23 protein-coding genes and 1 other annotated feature are annotated in these 25,279 nt (G+C 43.8%); of the genes, 21 read left to right on the forward strand and 2 right to left on the reverse strand.

What is annotated here, in order from left to right; all coding sequences use genetic code 11:
• Window position 1 precedes the first annotated feature (1 nt).
• From obgE to pheA, 3 genes are read left to right on the forward strand one after another with little or no spacing between them, the layout of a single operon-like run.
• Window positions 2–1,291: a GTPase ObgE gene (gene obgE / locus AJGP001_RS07230; RefSeq protein WP_078080322.1), complete on the forward strand. Its 1,290-nt coding sequence runs from the start codon at window positions 2–4 to the stop codon at window positions 1,289–1,291.
• 16 nt (window positions 1,292–1,307) lie between these two features.
• A complete protein-coding gene (locus AJGP001_RS07235) occupies window positions 1,308–1,760 on the forward strand; it encodes an ACT domain-containing protein (protein ID WP_078080323.1) in 453 nt (150 codons plus the stop codon).
• A 15-nt stretch (window positions 1,761–1,775) separates the two neighbouring features.
• Complete coding sequence (gene pheA / locus AJGP001_RS07240; RefSeq protein WP_071154349.1) at window positions 1,776–2,639, forward strand: prephenate dehydratase; 864 nt, start codon at window positions 1,776–1,778, stop codon at window positions 2,637–2,639.
• Window positions 2,640–2,732: 93 nt separating this feature from the next.
• On the opposite strand, the gene AJGP001_RS07245 is transcribed toward pheA, so the two are convergent.
• Window positions 2,733–3,266, reverse strand: a complete 534-nt coding sequence (locus tag AJGP001_RS07245) for a transcription repressor NadR (RefSeq protein ID WP_071154350.1) — start codon at window positions 3,264–3,266, stop codon at window positions 2,733–2,735.
• A 124-nt stretch (window positions 3,267–3,390) separates the two neighbouring features.
• Here AJGP001_RS07245 and ruvA point away from each other — a divergent pair, with 124 nt between their 5' ends.
• From ruvA to dtd, 16 genes are all read left to right on the forward strand, one after another.
• Entirely contained in the window at window positions 3,391–3,987 is a 597-nt protein-coding gene (ruvA, locus tag AJGP001_RS07250; RefSeq protein WP_058385624.1) for a Holliday junction branch migration protein RuvA, read from the forward strand.
• Window positions 3,988–4,005: 18 nt separating this feature from the next.
• On the forward strand, window positions 4,006–5,004 hold the full coding sequence (gene ruvB, locus AJGP001_RS07255; RefSeq protein ID WP_058385623.1) for a Holliday junction branch migration DNA helicase RuvB: 999 nt from the start codon (window positions 4,006–4,008) through the stop codon (window positions 5,002–5,004).
• Window positions 5,001–6,083 (forward strand): tRNA preQ1(34) S-adenosylmethionine ribosyltransferase-isomerase QueA, encoded by a 1,083-nt coding sequence (queA, locus tag AJGP001_RS07260; protein WP_078080324.1) that lies wholly within the window; start codon window positions 5,001–5,003, stop codon window positions 6,081–6,083. The genes ruvB and queA overlap by 4 nt, the downstream gene beginning before the upstream one ends.
• On the forward strand, window positions 6,080–7,222 hold the full coding sequence (gene tgt, locus AJGP001_RS07265; RefSeq protein WP_058385621.1) for a tRNA guanosine(34) transglycosylase Tgt: 1,143 nt from the start codon (window positions 6,080–6,082) through the stop codon (window positions 7,220–7,222). The genes queA and tgt overlap by 4 nt, the downstream gene beginning before the upstream one ends.
• A gap of 42 nt (window positions 7,223–7,264) precedes the next feature.
• Window positions 7,265–7,540 carry a preprotein translocase subunit YajC gene (yajC, locus tag AJGP001_RS07270; RefSeq protein WP_058385620.1) on the forward strand — a complete coding sequence of 92 codons (276 nt, stop codon included), beginning with the start codon at window positions 7,265–7,267 and terminating at the stop codon, window positions 7,538–7,540.
• 121 nt (window positions 7,541–7,661) lie between these two features.
• Window positions 7,662–7,970, forward strand: coding sequence for a post-transcriptional regulator (locus tag AJGP001_RS07275; RefSeq protein WP_058385619.1), 309 nt, complete (start codon window positions 7,662–7,664; stop codon window positions 7,968–7,970).
• Window positions 7,971–8,252: 282 nt separating this feature from the next.
• A complete protein-coding gene (gene secDF / locus AJGP001_RS07280; RefSeq protein WP_071154351.1) occupies window positions 8,253–10,529 on the forward strand; it encodes a protein translocase subunit SecDF in 2,277 nt (758 codons plus the stop codon).
• Window positions 10,530–10,605: 76 nt separating this feature from the next.
• Window positions 10,606–10,995 (forward strand): LapA family protein, encoded by a 390-nt coding sequence (locus AJGP001_RS07285; RefSeq protein ID WP_071154352.1) that lies wholly within the window; start codon window positions 10,606–10,608, stop codon window positions 10,993–10,995.
• An 84-nt stretch (window positions 10,996–11,079) separates the two neighbouring features.
• Entirely contained in the window at window positions 11,080–11,370 is a 291-nt protein-coding gene (locus tag AJGP001_RS07290; protein ID WP_058385616.1) for a hypothetical protein, read from the forward strand.
• 694 nt (window positions 11,371–12,064) lie between these two features.
• Entirely contained in the window at window positions 12,065–12,445 is a 381-nt protein-coding gene (locus AJGP001_RS17490) for a hypothetical protein (RefSeq protein WP_169835262.1), read from the forward strand.
• A gap of 87 nt (window positions 12,446–12,532) precedes the next feature.
• Complete coding sequence (recJ, locus tag AJGP001_RS07300) at window positions 12,533–14,647, forward strand: single-stranded-DNA-specific exonuclease RecJ (RefSeq protein WP_256204395.1); 2,115 nt, start codon at window positions 12,533–12,535, stop codon at window positions 14,645–14,647.
• A complete protein-coding gene (locus AJGP001_RS07305) occupies window positions 14,638–15,150 on the forward strand; it encodes an adenine phosphoribosyltransferase (RefSeq protein ID WP_071154355.1) in 513 nt (170 codons plus the stop codon). The genes recJ and AJGP001_RS07305 overlap by 10 nt, the downstream gene beginning before the upstream one ends.
• 91 nt (window positions 15,151–15,241) lie before the next feature.
• Window positions 15,242–16,795 carry a glycosyl hydrolase family 28-related protein gene (locus AJGP001_RS07310; protein ID WP_071154356.1) on the forward strand — a complete coding sequence of 518 codons (1,554 nt, stop codon included), beginning with the start codon at window positions 15,242–15,244 and terminating at the stop codon, window positions 16,793–16,795.
• Between the two features lie 25 nt (window positions 16,796–16,820).
• Window positions 16,821–17,345 carry a type 1 glutamine amidotransferase domain-containing protein gene (locus AJGP001_RS07315; protein ID WP_078080326.1) on the forward strand — a complete coding sequence of 175 codons (525 nt, stop codon included), beginning with the start codon at window positions 16,821–16,823 and terminating at the stop codon, window positions 17,343–17,345.
• A gap of 80 nt (window positions 17,346–17,425) precedes the next feature.
• Window positions 17,426–19,618 (forward strand): RelA/SpoT family protein, encoded by a 2,193-nt coding sequence (locus AJGP001_RS07320; RefSeq protein ID WP_058385610.1) that lies wholly within the window; start codon window positions 17,426–17,428, stop codon window positions 19,616–19,618.
• A complete protein-coding gene (dtd, locus tag AJGP001_RS07325; protein WP_071154357.1) occupies window positions 19,618–20,058 on the forward strand; it encodes a D-aminoacyl-tRNA deacylase in 441 nt (146 codons plus the stop codon). The genes AJGP001_RS07320 and dtd overlap by 1 nt, the downstream gene beginning before the upstream one ends.
• A 159-nt stretch (window positions 20,059–20,217) precedes the next feature.
• Here the strand turns inward: dtd and AJGP001_RS07330 are convergent, their stop codons facing one another.
• On the reverse strand, window positions 20,218–21,789 hold the full coding sequence (locus AJGP001_RS07330) for an N-acetylmuramoyl-L-alanine amidase family protein (protein ID WP_071154358.1): 1,572 nt from the start codon (window positions 21,787–21,789) through the stop codon (window positions 20,218–20,220).
• A 112-nt stretch (window positions 21,790–21,901) separates the two neighbouring features.
• Window positions 21,902–22,140 (forward strand) — a binding site (T-box leader).
• 56 nt (window positions 22,141–22,196) lie between these two features.
• Here AJGP001_RS07330 and hisS point away from each other — a divergent pair.
• Both hisS and aspS read left to right on the forward strand, forming a co-directional pair.
• Window positions 22,197–23,477: a histidine--tRNA ligase gene (gene hisS, locus AJGP001_RS07335; protein WP_078080327.1), complete on the forward strand. Its 1,281-nt coding sequence runs from the start codon at window positions 22,197–22,199 to the stop codon at window positions 23,475–23,477.
• A 2-nt stretch (window positions 23,478–23,479) separates the two neighbouring features.
• Window positions 23,480–25,264, forward strand: a complete 1,785-nt coding sequence (gene aspS, locus AJGP001_RS07340) for an aspartate--tRNA ligase (RefSeq protein ID WP_071154359.1) — start codon at window positions 23,480–23,482, stop codon at window positions 25,262–25,264.
• Window positions 25,265–25,279 lie beyond the last annotated feature (15 nt).

Here is a 25,279-nt window from a genome sequence, read left to right on the forward strand (position 1 = left end):
TATGTTTGTCGATCACGTAAAAGTTTATGTTAGAGGTGGCGACGGCGGAGATGGCATGGTTGCATTCCGTCGCGAAAAATATGTACCAAACGGCGGACCTGCCGGCGGAGATGGTGGTAAAGGCGGAAATATCGTTTTTATCGTTGAAGAGGGACTTCGTACGCTAATGGATTTCCGTTACAAACGGATTTTTAAAGCAGAACGTGGAACACACGGCATGAGCAAAAACCAGCACGGTGCTAAAGCAGAAGACACGTTTATTAAAGTTCCACCAGGCACAGTAGTAAAAGACGTCGATACCGGTGAAACCATTGCGGATTTAGTCGAACATGGCCAAACAGCTGTTATCGCTAAAGGCGGACGCGGCGGACGTGGGAACTCACGTTTTGCGACGCCTGCAAACCCTGCACCGGAACTGTCTGAAAAAGGCGAACCGGGTTATGAGCGTAACGTTATTTTGGAATTGAAAGTATTGGCAGATGCTGGACTTGTAGGATTCCCGAGTGTCGGGAAATCGACTCTTTTGTCCGTCGTTTCTGCAGCGAAGCCGAAAATTGCTGAATACCATTTTACAACAATTGTTCCAAACTTGGGCATGGTTGAAACAGAAGATCAACGCAGCTTTGTTATGGCCGATCTTCCTGGATTAATCGAAGGCGCTCACCAAGGAGTTGGTCTTGGTCATCAATTCTTGCGTCATATCGAACGTACGCGTGTGATTATTCACGTGATTGACATGTCCGGTCTTGAAGGTCGCGACGCTTACGACGATTATGTAACGATTAACGAAGAATTAAAACAATACAACATGCGCTTGACGGAACGTCCGCAATTGATTGTTGCCAACAAAATGGATATGCCCGATTCTGAAGAGAACTTAGCGAAATTCCGTGAGAAATTACCGGAAGATGCACGCATTTTCCCAATCTCTGCATTGTCACGAAAAGGGTTGAATAACTTATTGTTCGCTATTGCTGACGTTATTGAAGTAACGCCGGAGTTCCCATTGATCGACGAAGAAGAAGCCGATTCAGAAAGCACTGTTCTTTACAAACACGAAACGGATGCAGATGGCTTTGACATTACGCGTGGTCCTGATGGTGCGTTCATCTTGACTGGCTATGCCATTGAACGGATGTTCAAGATGACGGACTTTTCTCGTGAAGATTCAATTCGCCGTTTTTCTCGCCAAATGCGCGGTATGGGAATTGATGACGCTCTTCGTGAACGTGGAGCAGAAAATGGCGACACGGTTCGCTTGCTTGAATTCGAATTTGAATTTATGGATTGATGCGGAGGTAGCTTGAATGAAGGACATTTCGGAGCAACGGTATTATTTAGTGCGTGAAGATGTTTTGACAGAAGCGATGCAAAAAACGCTCGAAGTGAAAAAAATGCTGCAAAACGATCGCATGTCCATTATGGACGCAGTCAACAAAACAGGTCTTTCACGCTCTGCGTTTTATAAATATCGGGACGCTGTTTTTCCGTTCCATTCGATTGTCAAAGAACGGATCTTGACGGTTTTCTTACAATTAGAAGACCGCTCAGGAACCCTCGCGACACTTTTGCAGGCAGTTGCTGAAAATGGCTGTAATATTTTGACCATCCACCAAACGATTCCAATTCAAGGACGGGCGAACGTGACTTTGTCTCTGGACGTAACGGCAATGGATGGGGATTTGGACGTATTTTTGCACCAGCTAAAAAAACTCGATTTTGTCGAGTCGGCTGATGTGGTATCAAGTGGAGCATCTTAATGGAGGAATGTTTAAATGACTGGACACGCTGTAAGTAAACGAATTTCATATTTAGGGCCGGAAGCGTCATTTACACACCTTGCGGCAACAAAAGTTTTCCCCGGAGAGACACTGGTACCTTTTACAACCATTCCTGAATGCATAGAAGCAGTGGCAGAAGGCAGCGTAGATTACGCTGTCGTGCCGCTGGAAAATGCGTTAGAAGGATCGGTTCCACTGACTGTGGATTATTTATTCCACGAAGCGCAATTGTATGTGACGGCTGAAGTATTATCTTCAATCGAACAACATTTGTTGGTGCACCCTGAAAACCGCAACGCGGAATCGTTTGAAGCGATTTATTCGCATCCACACGCTTTGGCGCAATGCCACAAATATCTTTTTTATACATACAAAAATACGCCGTTAGAACAATACAGTTCAACAGCGGCTGCAGCTAAAATGGTTTCGGAATTACCGGAACGCAACATCGCAGCGATTGGCAATGAATTCTCTGCGTATAAATACGGGTTGGATATTTTGCAACGGGATATTCACGATTTCCATTTTAACCATACCCGCTTTTTCGTGTTGTCAAAGTCTGATCACAAACTGACAGACCCGGCGCATGACGATCAAATCAAAACAACGTTAATGATTACGCCACCAGATGATGACCGTTCGGGTGTCTTGCACCAAATTTTGTCTGTTTTTGCATGGCGCCGCCTAAACTTGAGTAAAATCGAGTCACGTCCATTGAAAACGGGGCTAGGTGATTATTTCTTTATTGCGGACGTCTTAGCAGAAGAAAAAGATGCGATGATGCGTGGGGCTTTTGAAGAGCTTGCCGCTCTTGGGTGCACCGTTAAAACACTCGGATCGTACTACACGTACAAATGATCAACGACAAGCCCTGTAGCGGAAAATGCTGCAGGGCTTTTTTATGGCAAAACCCGTCTACCTATGTTCAGGTGGACGGGTTGTCACTAAATTTTATTCGCTTTCCTCTAGCAAAAATCCATTGTCTCGCATATCATTGATGGCTTTTTCAAGTGTCACGTGATTTGCTGCTGTAATGGTATGAAGATGTGTGCCGTCTGTTAGCTCCAGCAAATAACTAGCACCGGTGTCATGGACGCGTTGCATAAAGGCCTCGACTTGTTCGACTGTTGCTACGTGAATACCAGCGGTTAGTTCACCGTATACCGGATGCTCAATCGACACATCTTTTACGGTAACGCCTGCTCGGACCAAAAGTTTTAACTCGCGTTCGGTGTCTTCACCTTGGTGGCGGCAAGCGATGCGCCGGGTAGCTAGTTCAGTCACGCGCTCAGCTAGGAACAAATAGCCTTGGCTAGTGGCGATAATTGGCTCGCCTTTTGCTTTGAGCAAGGTCATGTCACCAACGATCACTTGTCGTGACACATTTGCCAATGCAGCCAAATCACTGCCTGTCATGGGTTCGTTTGACGATTTTATTTTTTCCAACAGAAACTGGCGCCGTTGTTCACCGAATAGTTTTTTCATAAAGATCCCTCGCTTATCAACTTGTTAAGAACATCTTAACATGTGCTGAACAACAGTGGGTTTATTTCGTTTAAGTGTGCGAATATGCTATAATTAGTGAGTTGAATTGGAGGAGAGACTGTCCATGTACGATTACATAAAAGGCAAAGTTACACGCGTAACGCCTGAATATTTAGTGATAGAACAGCAAGGAATCGGCTGGCAGATTTTTGCGCCAAACCCGTATTCGTTCGGCACAGAAGATTTGCAAGTGTTCTTGCATCACCACGTGCGTGAAGATGCGCAGTTGTTATTTGGCTTTCCGACATTTGAGCAACGTGAATTGTTTCGTAAGCTAATTTCGGTATCGGGTATTGGTCCAAAAGGTGCGCTCGCTATTTTGGCCAGTGGACAACCGCAACACGTCATCGAAGCGATCGAACGCGAAGATGAATCGTATTTAGTAAAATTCCCTGGAGTCGGCAAAAAAACAGCTCGTCAAATGATTTTGGATTTGAAAGGCAAGTTGACTGAGTTTTTCGGTGATCCATTCGATTCAGAAGAAACTACCACGCTCTTATCAAACGACCTAGTTGAGCTTGAAGAAGCGATGCTAGCACTTGGAGCTCTCGGGTATTCAGAACGTGAAATCAATAAAGTGAAACCACAATTGCGCGAGTTGGATTTAGATACCGAAGGCTTTATGAAAAAAGCACTGCAGCTACTGCTTAAACAAAACTGATGAAAGGAGGCGGACGGCATGGAAGACCGCATTATAGACAGTGAAGTAACAGAGTTTGATGACCGCTTCGAGCAATCGCTGCGTCCCCAATACTTGTCTCAGTATATTGGGCAGCATAAAGTAAAACACAATTTGCAGATTTTCATTGAAGCTGCGAAAATGCGTCAAGAAAGTTTGGACCATGTCTTGTTATACGGGCCTCCTGGACTTGGCAAAACGACATTGGCTGCTGTTATCGCCAATGAAATGGAAGTAAATGTGAAAATGACGAGTGGGCCCGCAATCGAACGTCCCGGCGATTTAGCAGCGATTGTATCGTCACTCGAGCCCGGAGACGTCTTGTTTATTGACGAAATCCACCGGTTAAACCGAGCAATTGAAGAAGTGTTGTACCCAGCGATGGAAGACTTTTGTATCGATATTGTCGTTGGTAAAGGACCTACTGCGAGATCGGTGCGTTTAGATTTACCACCCTTTACGTTAATCGGTGCGACGACACGTGCTGGTGCTTTATCAGCTCCACTTCGTGACCGTTTCGGAGTATTGTCTCGTCTTGAGTATTACGACACAGAAGCATTGACTGAAATTGTTGTCCGTAGTTCGAAACTGTTTGAAGCCGATATCGATCCGAATGCGGCTGTTGAGATTGCGCGTCGATCTCGTGGGACACCGCGTATTGCCAACCGCTTACTTAAGCGCGTACGAGATTATGCACAAGTTCGCGGAACGGGTTCGATTACGATGGACATGGCGGAACAAGCACTTGAAATGCTGCAAGTGGACCCACTCGGACTCGATCACATTGATCATAAATTATTGACAGGCATGATTGAACGCTTTCGCGGCGGTCCGGTTGGACTGGATACCATCGCTGCAAGTATCGGAGAAGAGTCGACGACCATTGAAGACGTCTACGAACCGTATTTGCTGCAGATTGGTTTTATTCAACGGACACCAAGAGGACGCACTGTCACCCAACTTGCCTATGAACACTTTAAAATGGAGATGCCTGAATGACAAAACTAACTACACCAAACACAACATTAAACATACAAGATTATGATTTTGACTTGCCTGAAGAATTGATTGCACAAACACCGTTACTTGACCGGACGTCAAGTCGGCTATTGGTGATGAATAAAGAAACAGGACAGACGTCGCACCGCCATTTCCGCGACATTATCGACTATTTGCATAAAGGCGATACACTCGTATTAAACGATACGCGCGTGTTACCTGCACGGTTAATGGGCGTCAAAGAAGACACAGGTGCCAATATCGAATTATTGCTATTAAAGCAAGTGGAGGACGATGTGTGGGAAACGCTGACGAAGCCTGCGAAAAAAGTGAAAGTCGGAACGGTTGTTTCTTTTGGCGATGGCTTGTTGCGTGCTGAATGTACCGGCATATTAGATCACGGGGGCCGTCATTTTAAAATGATTTACGACGGAATTTTTTACGAAATTTTGGATCAGCTCGGCGAAATGCCGTTGCCGCCTTATATCCGCGAAAAATTAGAAGACCAAGACCGTTATCAAACTGTTTTTGCAAAAGAGCGAGGAAGTGCTGCAGCTCCAACTGCTGGACTTCATTTTACCGACGAGTTGTTGGAACAAATTCGTGATAAAGGCGTGAACATCGCATTTATCACACTTCATGTGGGACTCGGAACTTTCCGTCCGGTGTCGGTCGATTCGATCGAAGACCACGAAATGCATTCGGAATTTTACCGAATACCAAAAGAAACAGCCGATATGATCAATAAAACCAAACAGAATGGTGGACGAATTGTGTCGGTTGGCACCACGTCGACACGGACGCTTGAATCGGTCGCTCAAAAATTTGACGGCAAATTACAAGAAGATAGTGGCTGGACGGATATTTTTATTTTTCCGGGTTATGAATTCAAAGCGGTAGACGGCTTAATTACCAATTTCCATTTGCCGAAATCGACTTTGGTCATGCTCGTTAGCGCATTGTCGAGCCGCGATTATATCTTAAACGCCTACAACCAAGCAGTAGATGAACGTTACCGCTTTTTCAGCTTTGGCGATGCGATGTTTATTGAACCACAGAAAAAGGAGACTCATCCATGACAGCAGCAGTTACGTACGAACACATCAAAACCTGTAAACAAACAGGTGCACGACTTGGAATCGTCCATACACCGCACGGTTCTTTCGAAACACCGGCATTTATGCCAGTCGGAACGCAAGCGACCGTTAAAACCATGTCACCAGAAGAATTAAAAGCCATGAACGCTGGGATTATTTTAAGCAACACGTATCATTTATGGTTGCGTCCCGGAAATGATGTCATTAAAGAAGCGGGTGGATTGCATAAATTCATGAACTGGGATCGCCCGATTTTGACGGATTCTGGTGGTTTTCAAGTATTTTCACTAAGTGAATTCCGCAACATTAAAGAAGAAGGCGTTCATTTCCGTAACCACATGAACGGCGATAAATTATTTTTAAGTCCTGAAAAGGCTATGCATATTCAAAACGATTTAGGATCTGACATCATGATGGCCTTTGACGAATGTCCGCCCTTCCCAGCAACACACGAATACATGAAATCCAGTGTAGAGCGTACGTCGCGCTGGGCAGAACGTTGCCTTGAAGCGCATCAGCGTCCACAAGACCAAGCGTTATTTGGCATTATCCAAGGCGGCGAATTTGAAGACTTGCGTAAGCAAAGTGCACAAGACCTTGTGTCACTGGATTTCCCGGGTTACGCAATTGGCGGATTGTCAGTTGGTGAACCAAAAGACGTCATGAACCGTGCGTTAGAATATACAACACCGTTAATGCCAGCTGATAAGCCGCGTTATTTAATGGGGGTTGGTTCACCCGATTCACTTATCGACGGTGCCATTCGCGGCATTGATATGTTTGATTGTGTCTTACCGACACGGATTGCTCGAAACGGTACATTGATGACAAGTACCGGTCGTTTGAACATTAAAAACGCGGCGTTTAAGCGTGATTTTGGTCCAATTGATGACAAATGCGATTGTTACACATGCACAAATTATTCGCGTGCCTATGTTCATCACTTGATTCGCGCAGACGAAACATTCGGAATTAGGCTTACTAGTTATCATAACCTGCAATTTCTGTTAAACTTAATGGGACAGGTGCGTCAAGCAATTCGTGAAGACCGCCTGGGAGATTTCCGCGAAGAATTTTTCGAAGCGTACGGTTTCAACAAACCCAATGCTAAAAATTTCTGAGTTTGTACGAGAATAGAGAAAGTGAAAGGGGGAAATTGAATAATGGAAACGTTAATTGCGTTATCACCTTTACTATTGATGTTCTTGCTAATGTGGTTTTTCATCATCCGTCCTGCCCAAAAACGCCAAAAAGCAACAAAGAACATGCAGACAGAACTAAGACGTGGCGACCGCATTGTCACAATCGGCGGCTTACACGGCCTTGTGGATGCAGTTGATGATGCGACAATCTTCATCACCGTAGCGGATGGCACGCGCTTGCAGTTTGAGCGTCAAGCAATCGCACGTGTAGTGGATTCAGCAAAAGCAACAATCTAAACCAAATAAAAGTTCGCCTTCGATTTTGAAGGCGATTTTTTTAATTAAACATTCTGTCCTTATTCTAAATTTTCCAGTTACAAGGTACAATGGGTACAGTACATCGGAAAGGAGTATACGCATGACGAGTTATCCCCATCAATTTGAATTCGTTTTGCCGGCACTCGAAAGCAAATGCAGTGAATTCCACCACTTTCAATACGATACATTTACAGAAGCCGATCTATGGGAATTTTGTGTTAAGAAAAAATGGCGAAAAAAAGATATAGAGACGATGCACCTTTACGAAATGATTAACGACATTATGGATATGACTGCTTCGGATTTTTTAGCTTACCACCAAGTAGAAGCGCTGAAAAAAGCGCGTTGGAATGACGTCAGCACACTTGAAAATATCGAACACCTTTTAAGACCGTCTCCGAAAAAATAAACCAGTTTTAGCACGTATATTTTCTTACTGCGGCTATCGTTTTAAGTGCCGACGCTTGAAAATGTACAAATACATTTACAAGAACCTAAGGCGGCAAATGGCAAAGGGATGCTCCTGCATCGATGCGCAAACTTAGCCGCAAAGTACTAGCTTGAGTGATTTCATCAACCCAGTCTAACTAGAGAAACAAACTTCAATTCATGAAGTGCAATTTGACAGTATTCGGCAGCTGTTTCATAATGATAGTGCTGTGTTTTACACACCTGAGGAGGAAATTTACATATGAAAGCAAGAGGTCGTATTATTGCCTTTTTCTTACTAGTCATTGCACTGATAGGAATTATTGGCACTACGAGTTTACCCATCGCAAAAGACATTAAATTAGGGTTGGATTTACAAGGTGGTTTTGAAGTGCTTTACGAAGTGACAGCACTTGAAGACGGCCAAGAAATTACAGAAAGTGTGTTGACGGACACAACCGATGCATTGATGAACCGAATCAACGTACTCGGTGTCAGTGAGCCCGTTATTCAGATTGAAGGAGACAACCGCATTCGTGTTCAATTAGCGGGAGTCGAAGATCAATCGTCAGCGCGTGAATTGCTGTCGACTGAAGCAAATTTAACGTTCCGTGATGCGGAAGATAATTTGCTGCTTGCTGGAAATGACTTGAAGCAAGGTGGCGCAACGGGAACTTTTGATTCGAATGGCAATCCTATTGTCACATTGGAATTAAATGACCCAGGAAAATTTGCCGAAGTGACAGAAAGTATTTCGCAAATGCCAGCACCTGACAATGTCTTGGTCATCTGGCTTGATTTTGAAGAAGGTGTCGATTCGTTCGCAGAAGAACGCTTAAAAGCAGATCCGAAATTTGTTTCAGCACCGAGTGTTAGTCAGCGTATTTCATCACCATCTGTTGAAATTTCAGGATCGTTTACTGTAGAAGAAACACAAAATCTATCAGGAATCTTGAATGCAGGTGCTTTGCCGGTAAGTTTGACAGAAATCTACTCGACTTCTGTTGGTGCTCAGTTTGGTGAACAAGCACTTGATCAGACGATGGTCGCAGCTGCTGTCGGTATAGCATTAGTGTTACTATTTATGCTTATTTATTACCGCTTACCAGGAATGGTCGCAGTGGTTACGTTGTCAGCGTATGTGTACTTAATTCTGTTGGTATTTGAATGGATTGGCGGCGTTCTGACGTTACCAGGTATCGCGGCAATCATGCTCGGTGTCGGGATGGCAGTAGATGCCAACATCATCACGTATGAGCGAATTCGTGAAGAAATGCGTGTCGGCAAGTCAGTAAAAGAAGCTTTCAAAGTCGGGGCACGTTCGTCATTCTCGGCAATTATTGATGCCAACGTGACGACCTTATTGGCAGCGATTGTTTTGTTCTATTTCGGAACAAGTTCCGTCAAAGGGTTTGCGACGCTATTGATTATCTCTATTTTGGTCAGCTTTTTAACAGCTGTTTGGGGATCGCGTCTATTGCTTGGTCTATGGGTCAACAGCGGAGCACTCGACCACAAACCCGGATTGTTTGGGTTAAAAAAGTCAGTTATCCACTCACCAGAAGAAGGTTTAGAGATTACCGATCTTTCAACTCGTTTTGACCGGTTTGATTTTGCAGGCAATCGCAATAAATTCTTCTTGGCTTCGATTGTTTTAATCGTTGCTGGAATGGCTGTTCTTGGTGTGTTCCGTTTGAACTTAGGAATCGATTTCTCGAGTGGAACACGTGTTGAAATTGCTTCAGAAGCAGCATTGACGAAAGAAGAAGTACAAAGCTTCTTAGATGGTGCAGGCTTTGAAACAGACGATATCGTCATTTCAGGTGATGAATCGAATATCGGTGTAGCTCGTTACAATGAAGAATTTAGTCAAGAAGAAATCAATAGCTTGAAAGCGACAGCTATTGAAGAATTTGGTTCTGAACCAAACGTTTCAACGGTATCAGCCACAGTGGGTCAGGAATTGGCGAAAAATGCATTGTATGCATTGTCCATTGCTGCGCTTGGCATAATTATATATGTAGCTTTCCGTTTTGAATGGCGTATGGGTGTGGCATCGGTTGTTGCATTAATTCACGATGCATTCTTTATCGTTGCTATTTTCAGTATGCTCCGACTAGAAGTAGACATTACCTTTATCGCAGCGGTATTGACCATTATCGGTTACTCGATCAATGACACGATTGTGACATTTGACCGAATCCGTGAAAACATGAAACGCATGAAAAAAATTGATTCAGTAGAACAATTGGAAAAAGTCGTTAACGTATCGCTTCGTCAAACGCTTGGTCGATCGGTAAATACGGTATTAACGGTATTATTAGTCGTAATCGCGCTATTAATTTTTGGTGCGCCATCGATTACAAACTTCTCCATTGCGTTATTAATCGGTTTGATTGCCGGTACCTATTCTTCGATCTTTATTGCAGCGCAGCTATGGCTAGTGCTGAAAAAAGGGGAGTTGAAGAAAAAAGGACCGATCGATATCGAGAAGAAAGAACAAGAATCTAAATGGGGTTCTGATGAGCCTGTAGTATAAGTTTAAAATAGCAATGGAACAGGGTATAATGACAATGACCTTGTTCCATTTTTTTAAACTTAAAGGGGGAATAGCAATGAAATTACAATGGCTACTTTTAATCGGACTTATTTTCGCAGTAATCATCGCCGTGTTTGCAGTTGTCAATGTGGAGGATGTACCCGTCAATTACGTATTTGGCGAAGCCGAATGGCCGTTGATCTTGGTAATTCTGGCATCAGCATTACTGGGATTCTTACTCAGCAGCGTGCTAGCTATTATGCGCAATTACCAGCTGCAACGTAAAATCAAAGTGCTTCAAAAAGAAGTGGCGGTAAAAGAAACGTTAATCGCTACACAACAAAACGAAATTGGTGCATACCAAAAAGTCGGCATCCAACCAGAACCCCAAATTGTTACAAACGAACCAGTAGTCAATGATTTACGAGTAGAACCAGTAGTTGATACAAGAAAAGATGAAATCTAAAAAAGGAACCTTTCGGTAGAGACGCCGAAAGGTTTTTGTCTGTGATTTTTTGCTGTATAATAGATCGGTGAGGAAGTGATACCAATGATTGAATCTAGAAAAAGATGGCGCTTGACGACGCCAGATGAACAAACAGTTCAAGAAATCCAAAAAGAATTAAACCTATCGTCAGTGCTGGCTAAAATTTTGGTGACACGGGGCTTGAATACAGCTGACGCGGCTCGGACATTTATGCAAATGGATGCAACTTGCATGCACGATCCGTATTTGATGAAAGACATGGATCTAGCTGTCGAGCGTATTCGACAGGCGATTGATAATCAAGAAAAAATTGTTGTCTATGGCGATTACGACGCGGGTGCGACACGTTTCTAACTGAAAAGGTTAGACACTAGGGAGTCCATTAAAATCCCTAGGAGAACTGATTTCTTGATAGGTGGAATGATAGGGTAACGCCTTGAAACGCCTACTCTGATCCTCCGACATGCCTTCTCAATGGTTAAATTGAAAGGTATGAAGCTCGGTGAAGTCGGCAGAGAGAGACCGTAAGTTAGGGAAAGCATAGCGAGTACCCGACACGAAAGCTGTCCAGAGGTGGATGGTGTTTCCTATATGCCGGGAGTCCATAAAGTATCTATGGTTAGAATGTGCTGCAGAAGCACTGACGAATCTCTGAATGTACGGGTCTAGACGTAGTTGTCACGGAAATGTGACAGGTGGCAGTGCCATCGTATGTGTGGGCGAGTAAAAATCTGGCGTTATGAAACCCCATAACTTGTTATAGGCAAGTTCAAGCATACAGGACCATAGGAGAAACCTAAGGATACATGTAAGGATAAAGAAATTGGAACGTGGAAAGCGAAGGATGTGGAGGTATTAATCTACCTACGAAACAGTTCGGTATATAAAGGGGCAACCTATTAAAACTGATTTACCATTCGTGAGAGTGGAGCCATAGTACCTTTGAAACCATGATAATAATTGGTGGAGGAATAGGCTCTAGTCGGAAATTTCAAAGACTTATAAATGTATAACAGACAAGCACTACTCAGAATTCATAGGGTTTAAGATGAAGTTAATGCCAAAAGGTGAGAAATGGGTTGTGAAAAGTCAGATGTGCGACAAAGCAGTTCGACGCACAAAGAAAAACTTGAAGCAAATCATAAACGGGATTCGATATGTTAGCGGTGTTAACGACCAAGGAAGAAAAATAGCACTCTACAACTCGACTGTAATAGGACTTCATCAATATTTCCGTACCGCTACAATGATTTCCGAAGATATGGGGAACATTGCATACGAAGTGAATGCATGCATGAAAGACCATCGTATGTTAAGGCGAATTAAGAAAACAGGTGTGATAACACCTGATTTTATTAAGAAAGAATGCGATGAAGAAATAATCTCAAAGTATCCAATTGGACGATTAGACAGACAAACGAACAAGTGAATTCTGTTAAGTTATGTAGATTACCAAAGTTTTGAAATTTTTTCGATGGAACGCCGTGTGAGGTGAAAGTCTCACGCACGGTGTGAAGTGGGGGAAAAGCTGACGATAGACTCAAAGGCTTACCTATCACTATATGGTGTCACCAGTACAACCGTCATGATGACCGTATTACAAGATCTAGGGGCCGATGTGTCCTTTATGATACCGAACCGCTTTAAGCATGGGTACGGACCGAATAGTGAACTGTTTCAACAAGCATTTGATCAGGGTACGAAACTAATTGTCACGGTAGATAATGGCATTTCAGGAATCGAACAAGTTGATTTTGCTAACGCTTTAGGGATGGACGTTATTATTAGTGATCATCACGATATCGGTGACCAATTACCAAATGCACTAGCGGTTGTTCACCCGCGTCATCCACAAGGCCACTATCCGTTTGGTGAACTGGCTGGAGTTGGTGTAGCGTTTAAAATAGCACATGCACTGTACGAGGAAATTCCAGACCACTTGATTGAACTAACAGCGATCGGTACGGTGGCCGATCTTGTTCCGCTTCACGGGGAAAACCGAATTTTTGTCAAAGAAGGACTAGCTGCACTTATCGATTCACCGAGTCCTGCCATTGCTGCATTGTGCGAAGTGTCAGGCGTTAAACAGCAAGACATTACAGAAGAAACGATTGGCTTTATGTTTGGACCGCGCATTAATGCCATTGGACGTTTGCAAGATGCTGATCCAGCTGTTCGCATGTTCTTAACAGAAGACCCAGCAGAAGCACGTTCACTGGCTTCAGGGTTAGATGTGTTAAACAAAGAGCGGCAAGCGATTGTGAAGAAAATTTCAGAAGAAGCGATGCAGCAAGTCGAACAGCGTTATCCGGACGGTGTGCCGCATGTGTTAGTTGTCGCTCAAGAAGGCTGGAACCCGGGTGTTGTTGGAATCGTTGCCTCGAAACTAACAGAAAAATTTTATCGCCCGTCTATTGTTTTGTCGGTAGATCCTGAAACCAACAAAGCAAAAGGTTCTGCTCGCAGTATTGAAGGCTTTCATTTGTATAACGAACTTGCTAAAAACCGCGACATCTTGCCTCATTTCGGAGGCCATCCAATGGCGGCAGGTATGACGCTTGCGGCAAGTGACGTCGATGATTTGCGTGAGCGCTTAAACAAACAAGCGGAAATTAGCTTAACGGAAGAAGAGTTATTGCCTGTTGTCAACATCGATATTCCGCTCCGTCTTGACGAAATCGACATAACGGCAATCGAGTCCATGCGCTTACTTGCTCCTTTTGGAATGGGCTTTGCTAAGCCGAAATTTTATCTTGAAGGGGTCCATGTGGCATCTATTCGTAAAATTGGAGCTGCTCAAAATCACTTGAAGATGGAACTGACACAGCAATCAGCTTCTATAGACGCTGTAGGTTTTGGTCTCGGTTCAGTTGGTGATGAATTAACACCGGATGTCAAAATAGATGTTATCGGTGATTTACAGGTCAATGAATGGAATGGTCGGAAAAAACCGCAATTGATGGTGGAAGACGTTCGTACCGATCAATGGCAATTATTTGATATTCGCGGCATTCGCCAAGTATCGCGTTGGTCAAAGTTGATCCCGAAAGAAAACCAAGTATTCCTAGCGTTTAAAGAAGAAACACCCGCATTATTCCAGTCCCTATTGGCTCAACCCATTTGCACTGTTGCTCAAGTAAAAGCCATGTCAGGAAGTAAAGACCACTTGGTGTTATTGGATTTGCCGGAATCAGAAGAGCAATTGGCATCTGTTTTAGCAAATATGAAGCCAAAGCGGGTGTATGCTCATTTTCATGCGAAAGATTCTCAGTATTTTGAACAGATTCCCACACGTGAACAATTTAAATGGCTGTTTTCGTTTATTAAAAAACGCGGGACTTTTGACTTTACTAAACATTGTGACGAACTGGCCAAACACAAAGGTTGGACGCGGGAGTCATTATTTTTCATGCTGCAGGTGTTTTTTGAACTCGGTTTTGTTACACTTAACAATGGCATTACCGAGATTGCGCAATCGCCAAGCAAACAGGATCTGTCAGAAGCGCCGATTTACAAACGTCGCGAGCAGCAGATTGCTCTGGAGCAGAAGCTTTTGTATGCGTCTTATAAAGATTTAAAAGAGTGGTTCGATGCGACAGTGTCTGCCAAGGAGGAACAAATATGGATTTAAAACAGTACATCACCATTGTTGAAGATTGGCCAAAACCTGGAATTCGTTTTAAGGACATCACGTCATTGATGGACAACGGAACTGCCTATAAGTATGCAACAGACAAAATCGTTGAATACGCAAAAACAGTAAATGCTGAAGTTATTGTAGGACCTGAAGCGCGTGGATTTATCATCGGCTGCCCAGTTGCTTATGCGCTTGAACTTGGCTTTGCACCCGTTCGTAAAGAAGGCAAGTTGCCGCGCGAAGTGATCAAAGCCGAATACGGTCTTGAATACGGGACAGATGTGTTAACGATGCATAAAGACGCAATCAAACCGGGACAACGTGTGTTGATCACGGATGATTTGCTTGCAACAGGTGGCACAATCGGTGCGACGATTAATTTAGTAGAACAGCTTGGCGGAATTGTCGTTGGCTGCGCATTTTTGATTGAATTGACTTATTTAGATGGACGCAAAAACTTAGGCGGCTATGATGTCACGACTTTAATGCAATATTAATACCGGATCTCTTCGCCTTTTTAAGGTGAAGGGATTTTTTTCTTGAATCAGGGTATGGACAAAGGTAAGGCCATAAATTGGAGGTGACCAAATGAAGCTGAGCAAACAACACAACCCCCGATTAAACGCTACGTGGATAGATCAATTACTAGACGACCGCACCCCTCTTGAAAAAATCACCTGCGAAACGGAACAATTCTTTCAAGACATCCGAAAAGAGTTCGTCTTTAGCAAGTATGCAAGGCCTAAAAAAAGCATGACTGAAAAAATGTGGTCTTTAGTAGCTGAAAAATATTCGGTGGAAGATGAACGTTCTTCGGAGACCTGTGTTTCTGACAATGAGCTATACCCAGCATGGAAAGCGCAGCTAGACAGCGAGTACCGAAAACTTGAGTCGACGATTATACAGTGCGTCAACGTTACCGATTACGGCGCGATAGGTGACGGAAAGACCGACTGCACAGATGCTTTCAAACGAGCACTTGGCAAAGGCCGAGTACAAGTAGAGGTTCCAAAAGGTGTCTATCTTGTAAAGGGACTGCGTTTGCCTTCCTGGACACGTTTGACGGGTGCTGGAAAAGGAGCAACTGTTTTAAAGTTGCATCCTAAAGCCTCTCGCAAGACCCGGTTATTGACCAACCGCAATTACTTAATGGGTAACCGCAATATTTCCGTAGAAGGGCTGACGCTTGATTGGCATGTAGAACGTTTGGGAGATGTCGAAAAAACCAGTGCAGGCGGAAATTATTCCAGCTGTTTAACTTATGCCCACGTAACATTTGGCTGGGTCAAAGATGTGGAGGCATTAAATCCAGGTCTGCATTGTTTTGATATTACGTCACCGCTTTATAATTACGCAGGAGATGGATTGCGAGGCAAAAGTGGCAGTCGTTTTGTCTGGCTTGATGGCGTTAGCGGTTCTGGTTTTGGCGACGACGGATTGACAACGCATCATAGTGACTATATTTTTGTCACCAACTCACATTTTAGTGATCCGAGTGGACGCGCGCATCAGCAAGGGTTTTCAAACTCCAATGGCTTTGAAATAGATGATGGATCCCGTTACGTTTGGTTAGTTAATAATTCGAGTGCGCGTTGTTTTGGTGGAATTGAAATTAAAGCGCATGCCAATTCTTCAGCAGCCTCAAATGTCTTTATTTCGGGACATTTATCGGTTCACGATAACCGGTCGTTTAATTTCCGTCACATTGGTCATCATAAAAAAGAGGATCCCGAATCGCGTTCGGCGTTTGCCATTCGTGCACAACGGTTAGTGTCAATTGATCCAATCGAAACAACTTTATACGAAGGTTCTGCGCCGCGCAGTTTAGTCATTTCAGCTTACCGCAATGTGGCGATCAACCGGTTTTTGTTTGTCGGAGATCCAGACTATGATTACAAGCTTCAGCCAGCTTCAGCCGTTCAATACCGTGCCGCGTGTGTGTCTTTGAGTAATGGTAAGATTCAAGGGTTTACGACAGCGGAGACGGATCTTTCAATAGCTGGCGGTGAACAACACGCCAGCAGTGTAAGCGTTCAAAATTTGGTCAGCACCGGTTCAGCTGAACAAGCAGTCGTTGTTGGAGCAGGTAGCGAGTTGGTTCACTTAGAAAATATTAGAAAGCGGAGTTCTCATCTGCTTTAACATACATCAACAAGGAGGCAATCACATGAGACTGACAGGAAAAAAAGTGCTGAGTTTTATTCATCATGACTTTGAAGATTTGGAACTATGGTATCCGATTTTAAGATTGCGAGAAGAAGGGGCACAAGTGGACATTGCAGGAGAAGAATCGGGCGTTAATTATATTGGCAAATATGGCGTTCCAGCGACATCTGATTTGTCTTATGCACAAGCGCTTGACAATGAATACGACGCCGTTCTCGTTCCTGGTGGTTGGGCACCAGACAAAATACGACGGTTTCCTGACGTTTTACAGTTGGTACGCCGTATGGACGATCAGCAAAAACCGATTGGTCAAATTTGTCACGCAGGTTGGGTGCTTATTTCCGCCAATATTTTAACCGGTCGAAAAGTGACCAGTACACCAGGAATAAAAGATGATATGATCAACGCTGGCGCCGAGTGGTTTGATGAATCAGTGGTGGTCGATGGGCACTTAGTATCGAGCCGCCGTCCGCCTGATTTACCAGATTATCTCAGGGAATTTATTAAAGTGCTAGAGAACAGCTAACAAAGCTTTACTTTTAACCCCATTGTTTTTTATAATAGAAAGATATACTTTTGGAAAAATTTAAAGCAAGGTGGGCAATTATGGCGAAAGATCTAGTGAGAACAGCTGAAGATGTATTCGAGATGGTTGCGTCTTATATGAATGCCGAACATGTGAAAACAATCAAGAGGGCCTATCAAGTTGCGTACGACGCCCATATGGGACAGTTTCGCAAATCAGGCGAACCGTATATTGTGCATCCGGTGCAAGTGGCAGGGATTCTGGCAGAATTACAAATGGACCCGGCTACAGTAGCGGCAGGCTTTTTGCACGATGTAGTCGAAGACACGGAAGTCAGCCGTGAAGACATCGTTCGTGATTTCGATGAAGAAGTTGCCATGCTCGTTGACGGCGTGACGAAGTTAAGCAAAATCAAGTATTTATCAAAAGAAGAGCAACAAGCAGAAAATCACCGCAAAATGTTTGTCGCAATGGCACAAGACATTCGTGTTATTTTGATTAAATTGGCAGATCGTTTGCACAATCTTCGTACGTTGAAATACCAGACCGTCGAAAAGCAACGCATTAAAGCTAATGAGACGCTGGAAATTTTTGCCCCGATTGCGCACCGTCTCGGTATCAATACCATTAAATGGGAACTGGAAGATACAGCGTTGCGTTATTTGAATCCGCAACAGTATTACCGGATTGTCAATTTGATGAAAAAGAAACGTACCGAACGAGAAGATTATTTGAATAAGGTCATGAGTGAGATTCGCGTACAACTCGACGAAGTCGATATTAAAGCGGATCTTTTCGGTCGGCCCAAACACATTTACAGCATTTACCGGAAAATGGCAATTCAAAACAAGCAGTTTAATGAAATCTATGATTTGCTGGCAGTCCGCATAACAGTGGAAAGCATTAAAGATTGCTACGCGGTACTAGGAATTATTCATTCTACTTGGAAGCCGATGCCAGGGCGTTTTAAAGATTATATCGCCATGCCAAAGCAAAATTTATACCAGTCGCTTCACACGACGGTTATTGGTCCTCAAGGCGATCCGCTTGAAGTACAAATTCGCACGGAAGAAATGCACCGCATTGCGGAGTATGGTGTGGCAGCGCATTGGGCCTATAAAGAAGGCAAGATTATCGACAAGCCGAAAAGTTCTGTCGATTCACGATTGTCGTGGTTCCGTGAAATTCTGGATTTCCAGAACGAATCGGATAATGCTGAAGAATTTATGGAATCGTTAAAATACGATTTGTTTTCTGACATGGTTTATGTATTTTCACCAAAAGGCGATGTCATTGAAATGCCAGCAGGCTCTTGTCCAATCGATTTTGCTTATCGTGTGCATTCGGAAATTGGCAATAAAACCATTGGCGCAAAAATAAACGGCAAGATGGCGCCCCTCGACACGGAGTTACACACCGGTAATATTGTGGAAATTTTAACTTCGAAGCAATCTTTTGGTCCAAGTCGCGATTGGTTGAAAATCGCGAAATCCACGCAAACCAAAAATAAAATCAAGCAATTTTTCAAAAAGCAATTGCGTGAAGACAATGTCCAAAAAGGTCGAGATTTGATTGAAAAAGAAATAAAAGCGCAAGAATTTGTTCTAAAAGAAGTACTGAGTAATGAAAACATCAAACGTGTTTGTGAAAAATTCAATTTTGCAGGCGAAGACGATATGTATGCAGCTGTTGGCTTTAACGGGATTACGGCTCAACAAGTTGTAAACCGATTAGCTGAAAAAATGCGTAAAAAGCGCGAGCAAGAAGAGGCAATTGAAAAAATTACTGTTGAAATGAAATCCAACGTGCCTAAAAAACAAACCGATTCCGGTGTCATTGTTAGAGGAATCGATAATATGATGATTCGCTTGTCTAAGTGTTGCAACCCGGTACCGGGTGACGATATTATCGGGTTTATTACAAAAGGGCGTGGCGTTTCGGTTCACCGCACGGATTGTCCAAATGTCCACTCTGGAGAAAACGACCGACTTATTCCCGTCGAGTGGGAAAATGAAGGATCGCCTGATAACAAATCCTACCAAATTGATATTGAAGTTCAAGCATACGACCGCAACGGATTGATTAATGAAGTGATGCACATGGTCAGTGAAACGAAAACGACGATTACAGCGGTCAGCGGTCGAGCAGACAAAGACAAAATTGCGACGATCAATTTGTCGATCATGATTCCTCACATCAAGCATCTAAACCGCGTTGTTGAACGCATCAAATCGATTCCAGATGTTTATTCCGTTTTACGGGTGACAAATTAATGAGAGTAGTTCTGCAACGATCTAAAAGTGCATCGGTGACAGTCGACGGCGCGGTAACTGGCGCGATCCGATCAGGTTATGTGTTACTTGTTGGCATCACCCACGAAGATACGGAAAAAGACGCGGATTATTTGGCGGGCAAGATTGCACAACTTCGTCTGTTTGAAGATGAAGAAGGCAAGATGAACCGATCAATTCTCGATCACGGCGGTGAAATCCTATCGATTTCTCAGTTTACGCTGTATGGTGATGTGAAAAAAGGGCGTCGCCCAAGTTTTATCGCGGCGGCACGACCAGAAACGGCTGAACCTCTTTGGTTAGCTTTTAACAAAGCGTTACAAAGGTACGGCCTGGTTGTCGAAACGGGTGTTTTCGGTGCCATGATGGACGTTCAGCTAGTGAATGATGGCCCCGTAACGATTTTAGTTGAATCTAAATAGGCAGTTGAGAGAAGCGCAGGCGGAATATGCCTGCGCTTCTTTTTTGCTGTAGCGGTGTTTGCGCGATAAGTGCGGTCCAGCGGAAAAACGCGCGATCTAGTGGGAGGTCGCCAAATATACACAGAAAAAAGCACGAAGGACATGTCCTCCGTGCTTTTATTACTCAACAAGCTGTGCATCGAAATAGTTGATTAGACCAGTGTAGAGGCCGAGCGCCGCCTGTTCGCGGAATTGACTGCTAGTCAACACGCGTTCTTCGTTAAAATTGCTCAAAAAGCCAAGTTCGACTAGAACGGCAGGCTGTTTGTTTTCGCGCAATACCAAGTAATTGCCATGCTGAACGCCACGGTCTTGCAAGGTCAATTTTTTGCCAAGTTCTTCATTTAAATAGGCGGCTAATTCTTTTTGGAAATCGTGTTGGTAGTACGATGTGAATCCGGAGACGCTGCTGTCGTCGGTCGCATCATAGTGGATGCTGACAAAAGCGTCTGCTCCAGCTTGGTGACTTCCAGCGACGCGTGTGCGAAGGTCGACGTAAGTATCTGATTGCCGCGTCATAACAACTTCTGCACCTGCTGCATTTAAATGACGCGATAAAATTTCTGCTGTTTTTAAGGTTAACTCTTTTTCTTGTGTTTTGCGCACGCCCACTGTACCACCGTCATTGCCACCGTGACCCGGATCTAGAACGATAGTCAGACCGTCCAATGTTCCTTTTTTGCGGTCAGGAGAATCAACTTGTTCTTTTTGGGAAAATGTTTCTTCTGTAGATACGACCCACTCTGCTACAAAAGCAGTCTGCCCGTCGGCGAGAAGAACTTGATACCAATCTTCTTGCTTATCAACGACGGCTAGCTGATTTCCAGCATCTGCCCGGCTGACTACTTCAGAATCAGTCGAAGCTTGGCTCCGCAAATTGGTGCCATCCGTTAAAATTGTGACAGCTTCTTTGTCGTCACTTGTAACAGTCTCTGCTGTCTGATCTGATAATTGGCCGTGAAAAGCATAAACCCAGCCTTTTTTTCCTTTTGCCAATTCGATTTCTACCCAATGGCCTTCCATAGAAATTACAGGAAAGACTTCGCCTTTCGTGCCAGTCTGTTGAATTTTTGAACTGAGGTCAGGTTTTGAACGAATATTTAATGTGTTGACTGCGATTTCAAAAGAAGAAACTTTGGAGATAGGTTCTTTCTTTTGTTCAGATTCAGCTGAATCTGCCGGTTTTTCTGACGTTGTGTCTTTGTCGCTAGAGACAATATACTGTTTGGAAACAAATCCGCGTGTATTACGAAAACTAATCTCAAGCCAGTCATCCGCCACGCCAATGATTTCAGCGGTATCGCCGGCATCCATTTTGGTGAGCACAGCTGCCGATAAATCAGCTTGCGAACGTACGTTGAGACCATTGACAGAAGAGACAGCTGTTTGCCCAGTGGCCGTTTGGTCTTCGTCAGACGCTGCAGTTAGCCACGAAGCAATCCATCCTTCTTGCCGGTCGACCTGTACTTGTAACCAGTCACCTTGTTTGGAAATAACGGAAGCTGTCTGCCCTTGTTCTAAATCACCCGTGACGCTGTAGGACAACCCAGGACCTGAACGAACGTTGACCATGGTTCCGGTAATTTCAACTGTGCCTGAATCAGCCGAAACATGATTGTTATCTAGCAACGGAAAGCTACTGGCTATGAATAAAAAGAATAGAATAATTGCAATTAAGCCCTTGTGTTTCATGCGTTACCCCCTAAGAGAACTTCTCTTCAATAGTATCAAATATTACAGCGCTTGTGTCAAAAAGGTTGACAAGCTACGGGCAAATTATTAAGATTGATTTATTATCCTTATATATTTGCTGACGACAAAGAAAGTAATTGCATGATTTGGCTGAAAAGAGAGGGGAAGTCTCGGGCTGTAAACTTTCCTGCAGACAAGTGCGACGAAAAACACTTTTGAGGCTTTTTTCTGAACTGCGCTTGCCGCTTATTAGGAAAAAACGGAACCGGCCGTTACCCGGAATGAGAGGATGCATTTTTTGCATCAACTAGGGTGGAACCGCGGAAGCTAATACGAGCTCTCGTCCCTTGCGTAAAGCAAGGGGCGAGAGCTTTTTTGTATGGAAAAATAAAGGAGTGAACTAACAGATGAATATTCAAGCGCCACGCGGCACATATGATGTGCTGCCCGATCAATCTGCTAAATGGCAAGAAGTTGAACAAAAAATAAATAACCTCTGCAGACTTTACCAATACAAAGAAATACGCACGCCAATTTTTGAACACACGGAATTATTCCAGCGCGGTGTCGGTGACACGACAGATATCGTTCAAAAAGAAATGTACACATTCCAAGATCGTGGCGAACGTTCGTTAACATTGCGCCCAGAAGGCACAGCTTCAGTCGTTCGTTCTTATGTTGAGAATAAATTATTTGGTATGCCGGACCAGCCGGTAAAACTATTTTATACCGGTCCAATGTTTCGCTACGAACGTCCACAAGCAGGGCGCATGCGCCAGTTTGTCCAATTTGGAGTAGAAGCAATTGGTTCCAAAGATCCAGCAATCGATGCTGAAGTAATTTCACTGGCAATGGAAGTATACCGTGCTGTCGGGCTTAAGCAATTACGCTTAGTCATCAACTCACTTGGTGATACGGAAAGTCGCGTAGCACACAAAAAAGCCTTGGTTACCCATTTCGAACCGAGTATCAATGAATTTTGTAGCGATTGCCAGACGCGTCTCGAGAAAAATCCGTTACGTATTCTAGACTGCAAAGTAGACCGTCAACATCCGTTAATGGCAACAGCGCCGTCACTGGCCGATTATTTAAATGAAGAATCACAAGCTTATTTTGATGAAGTGCAAGCTTACCTTTCAAGCATGGATATTGAATTTGTCGTGGATCCGAATTTAGTGCGCGGACTTGATTATTATAACCATACCGCTTTTGAAATTATGAGCGATGCGGAAGGCTTTGGTGCCATTACCACTTTAGCTGGTGGAGGACGTTACAACGGACTTGTTGAAGACCTTGGCGGACCCGAGTCACCTGGAATTGGTTTTGCGATGAGTATTGAGCGACTGTTACTAGCGCTTGAAATGGAAAAAGTCGAAATTGGTCAATCCAATAATTTAGAAGTTTACGTAGTAGCGACGGACGAAACGACGAAGAAAAAAGCCTTTGCTGTTGTTCGTGATTTACGCTTGAACGGCATTTCGGCTGACATGGATTTCGCCGGGCGCAAAGTAAAAGCGCAAATGAAATCAGCTGACCGTAAAGGAGCTGCATTTGTTGTCGTTATTGGTGAAACGGAACTTGAGAGCGGCAAAGTGGCATTAAAAGAAATGGCGACGGGTGAGCAACAGGAAATGGCATTCGAAGAAATCGCAGCAAGCTTATTGAAAAAGAAATCACTGGAGGAATAAATATGTCAAGAACGCATTATTGTGGAGAAGTGAACGAAACGGCTATTGGACAACGTGTCACATTAAAAGGATGGGTACAAAAACGTCGCGACCTTGGTGGATTAATCTTTGTGGACGTCCGTGACCGTTCTGGAATTGTGCAAGTTGTGTTTAATCCGGAAATTTCAAAAGAAGCCGCTGCCATTGGCGAATCGTTACGTAATGAATTTGTCGTTCATATTGACGGACTGGTTGTCAAAAGAGCGGAAGGCCAAGTTAATACTGCGATGAAAACTGGCGAAATTGAAGTGCAAGTAGATCATGCAGCTGTAATAAACGCTGCGAAAAATCCCCCATTTGCCATCGAAGACAATACAGATGTTAATGAAGATTTACGCTTGAAATATCGTTACTTGGATTTGCGTCGTCCTGCGATGTACGAAACATTCAAAATGCGTTCAGACGTGACAAAATCGATTCGTCGCTTTTTGGACGAAGAAGGTTTTATCGAAGTGGAAACACCGATTTTGACAAAATCTACACCTGAAGGCGCACGTGATTATTTAGTACCAAGCCGAGTTCATGATGGCGAATTTTACGCTTTGCCTCAATCTCCGCAATTATTCAAACAAATGTTGATGGTATCTGGCTTTGATAAATATTACCAAATTGCACGTTGCTTCCGTGATGAAGATCTTCGCGCGGATCGTCAACCTGAATTTACACAAATCGATATGGAAATGAGTTTCCAGTCAATGGAAGATATCATCAGTATGAATGAACGCTTAATGGTTCAGATGATGAAAGATGTGAAAAAAATCGACATCGAACCAACTTTCCAGCGCATGAGCTACACAGAAGCAATGGACCGTTTTGGTTCAGACAAACCAGATGTACGCTTTGGTTTAGAGTTGACGGATGTTTCGGATCTAGTAAAAGATTCAGCGTTCAAAGTCTTTACTGGCGCTATCGAAAACGGCGGTCAAGTAAAACTGATTAATGTTAAAGGGCAAGCGGCAAATTATTCTCGTAAAGATATTGACGCGCTAGGTGCTTTTGCCGCAGTTTACGGAGCAAAAGGACTTGCCTGGTTGAAAGTGGAAGAAGAAGGCGTGAAAGGACCGATCGCTAAATTCTTTGAAGGTCAAGCCGCAACTGCTTTAACAGAACGAGCGCAAGCAGAAGCAGGCGACTTATTATTATTTGTTGCAGATAAAAAATCGGTAGTTGCAGATGCGTTAGGCGCACTTCGCTTGAAATTTGGCAAAGAATTAGCGTTAATCGACAACGCAGTTTATAAATTCTTATGGATTACCGATTGGCCATTACTTGAGTACGACGAAAAAGATGGACGCTACTATGCAGCTCACCATCCCTTCACCATGCCGTTCGAAGAAGACTTAGACAAACTGGCAACTGAGCCACAAAACGTTCGCGCACAAGCTTATGACCTTGTTTTAAACGGCTATGAGCTTGGTGGAGGATCGTCGCGTATTTATCGTCGCGACATTCAAGAGAAAATGTTTGAAGTGCTTGGCTTTAGCAAAGAAGAAGCGAACGCGCAATTTGGGTTCTTGATGGAAGCATTCGAATATGGAACACCTCCACACGGTGGAATTGCATTTGGTTTGGATCGTCTTGTTATGCTACTTGCAGGTCGCACGAACTTGCGTGACACAATTGCGTTCCCCAAAACTGCCAGCGCTAGCGACTTGCTGACAGATGCGCCGAGTCAAGTATCAGGTGCGCAACTTGAGGAATTGAGCCTATCTTTGAACATTCAGAATAATAAAAAAGTAACAGAGTAAAAAGCTTGTTTAAAT

Source organism: Planococcus faecalis, from assembly GCF_002009235.1.
Classification (GTDB): Bacteria; Bacillota; Bacilli; order Bacillales_A; family Planococcaceae; genus Planococcus; species Planococcus kocurii.

Excerpts from the sequence above, each read along its gene's own strand:
- tgt (WP_058385621.1), top strand. The coding sequence starts at position 6,080 with ATGACAGCAGCAGTTACGTACGAACACATCAAAACCTGTAAACAAACA.
- pheA (WP_071154349.1), top strand. The coding sequence starts at position 1,776 with ATGACTGGACACGCTGTAAGTAAACGAATTTCATATTTAGGGCCGGAA.
- AJGP001_RS07275 (WP_058385619.1), top strand. The coding sequence starts at position 7,662 with ATGACGAGTTATCCCCATCAATTTGAATTCGTTTTGCCGGCACTCGAA.
- AJGP001_RS17490 (WP_169835262.1), top strand. The coding sequence starts at position 12,065 with ATGAAGTTAATGCCAAAAGGTGAGAAATGGGTTGTGAAAAGTCAGATG.
- AJGP001_RS07245 (WP_071154350.1), bottom strand. The coding sequence starts at position 3,266 with ATGAAAAAACTATTCGGTGAACAACGGCGCCAGTTTCTGTTGGAAAAA.
- ruvB (WP_058385623.1), top strand. The coding sequence starts at position 4,006 with ATGGAAGACCGCATTATAGACAGTGAAGTAACAGAGTTTGATGACCGC.
- ruvA (WP_058385624.1), top strand. The coding sequence starts at position 3,391 with ATGTACGATTACATAAAAGGCAAAGTTACACGCGTAACGCCTGAATAT.
- queA (WP_078080324.1), top strand. The coding sequence starts at position 5,001 with ATGACAAAACTAACTACACCAAACACAACATTAAACATACAAGATTAT.
- AJGP001_RS07320 (WP_058385610.1), top strand. The coding sequence starts at position 17,426 with ATGGCGAAAGATCTAGTGAGAACAGCTGAAGATGTATTCGAGATGGTT.
- AJGP001_RS07310 (WP_071154356.1), top strand. The coding sequence starts at position 15,242 with ATGAAGCTGAGCAAACAACACAACCCCCGATTAAACGCTACGTGGATA.
- obgE (WP_078080322.1), top strand. The coding sequence starts at position 2 with ATGTTTGTCGATCACGTAAAAGTTTATGTTAGAGGTGGCGACGGCGGA.
- secDF (WP_071154351.1), top strand. The coding sequence starts at position 8,253 with ATGAAAGCAAGAGGTCGTATTATTGCCTTTTTCTTACTAGTCATTGCA.
- AJGP001_RS07315 (WP_078080326.1), top strand. The coding sequence starts at position 16,821 with ATGAGACTGACAGGAAAAAAAGTGCTGAGTTTTATTCATCATGACTTT.
- AJGP001_RS07235 (WP_078080323.1), top strand. The coding sequence starts at position 1,308 with ATGAAGGACATTTCGGAGCAACGGTATTATTTAGTGCGTGAAGATGTT.
- aspS (WP_071154359.1), top strand. The coding sequence starts at position 23,480 with ATGTCAAGAACGCATTATTGTGGAGAAGTGAACGAAACGGCTATTGGA.
- hisS (WP_078080327.1), top strand. The coding sequence starts at position 22,197 with ATGAATATTCAAGCGCCACGCGGCACATATGATGTGCTGCCCGATCAA.
- AJGP001_RS07305 (WP_071154355.1), top strand. The coding sequence starts at position 14,638 with ATGGATTTAAAACAGTACATCACCATTGTTGAAGATTGGCCAAAACCT.
- AJGP001_RS07290 (WP_058385616.1), top strand. The coding sequence starts at position 11,080 with ATGATTGAATCTAGAAAAAGATGGCGCTTGACGACGCCAGATGAACAA.
- AJGP001_RS07285 (WP_071154352.1), top strand. The coding sequence starts at position 10,606 with ATGAAATTACAATGGCTACTTTTAATCGGACTTATTTTCGCAGTAATC.
- yajC (WP_058385620.1), top strand. The coding sequence starts at position 7,265 with ATGGAAACGTTAATTGCGTTATCACCTTTACTATTGATGTTCTTGCTA.
- AJGP001_RS07330 (WP_071154358.1), bottom strand. The coding sequence starts at position 21,789 with ATGAAACACAAGGGCTTAATTGCAATTATTCTATTCTTTTTATTCATA.
- dtd (WP_071154357.1), top strand. The coding sequence starts at position 19,618 with ATGAGAGTAGTTCTGCAACGATCTAAAAGTGCATCGGTGACAGTCGAC.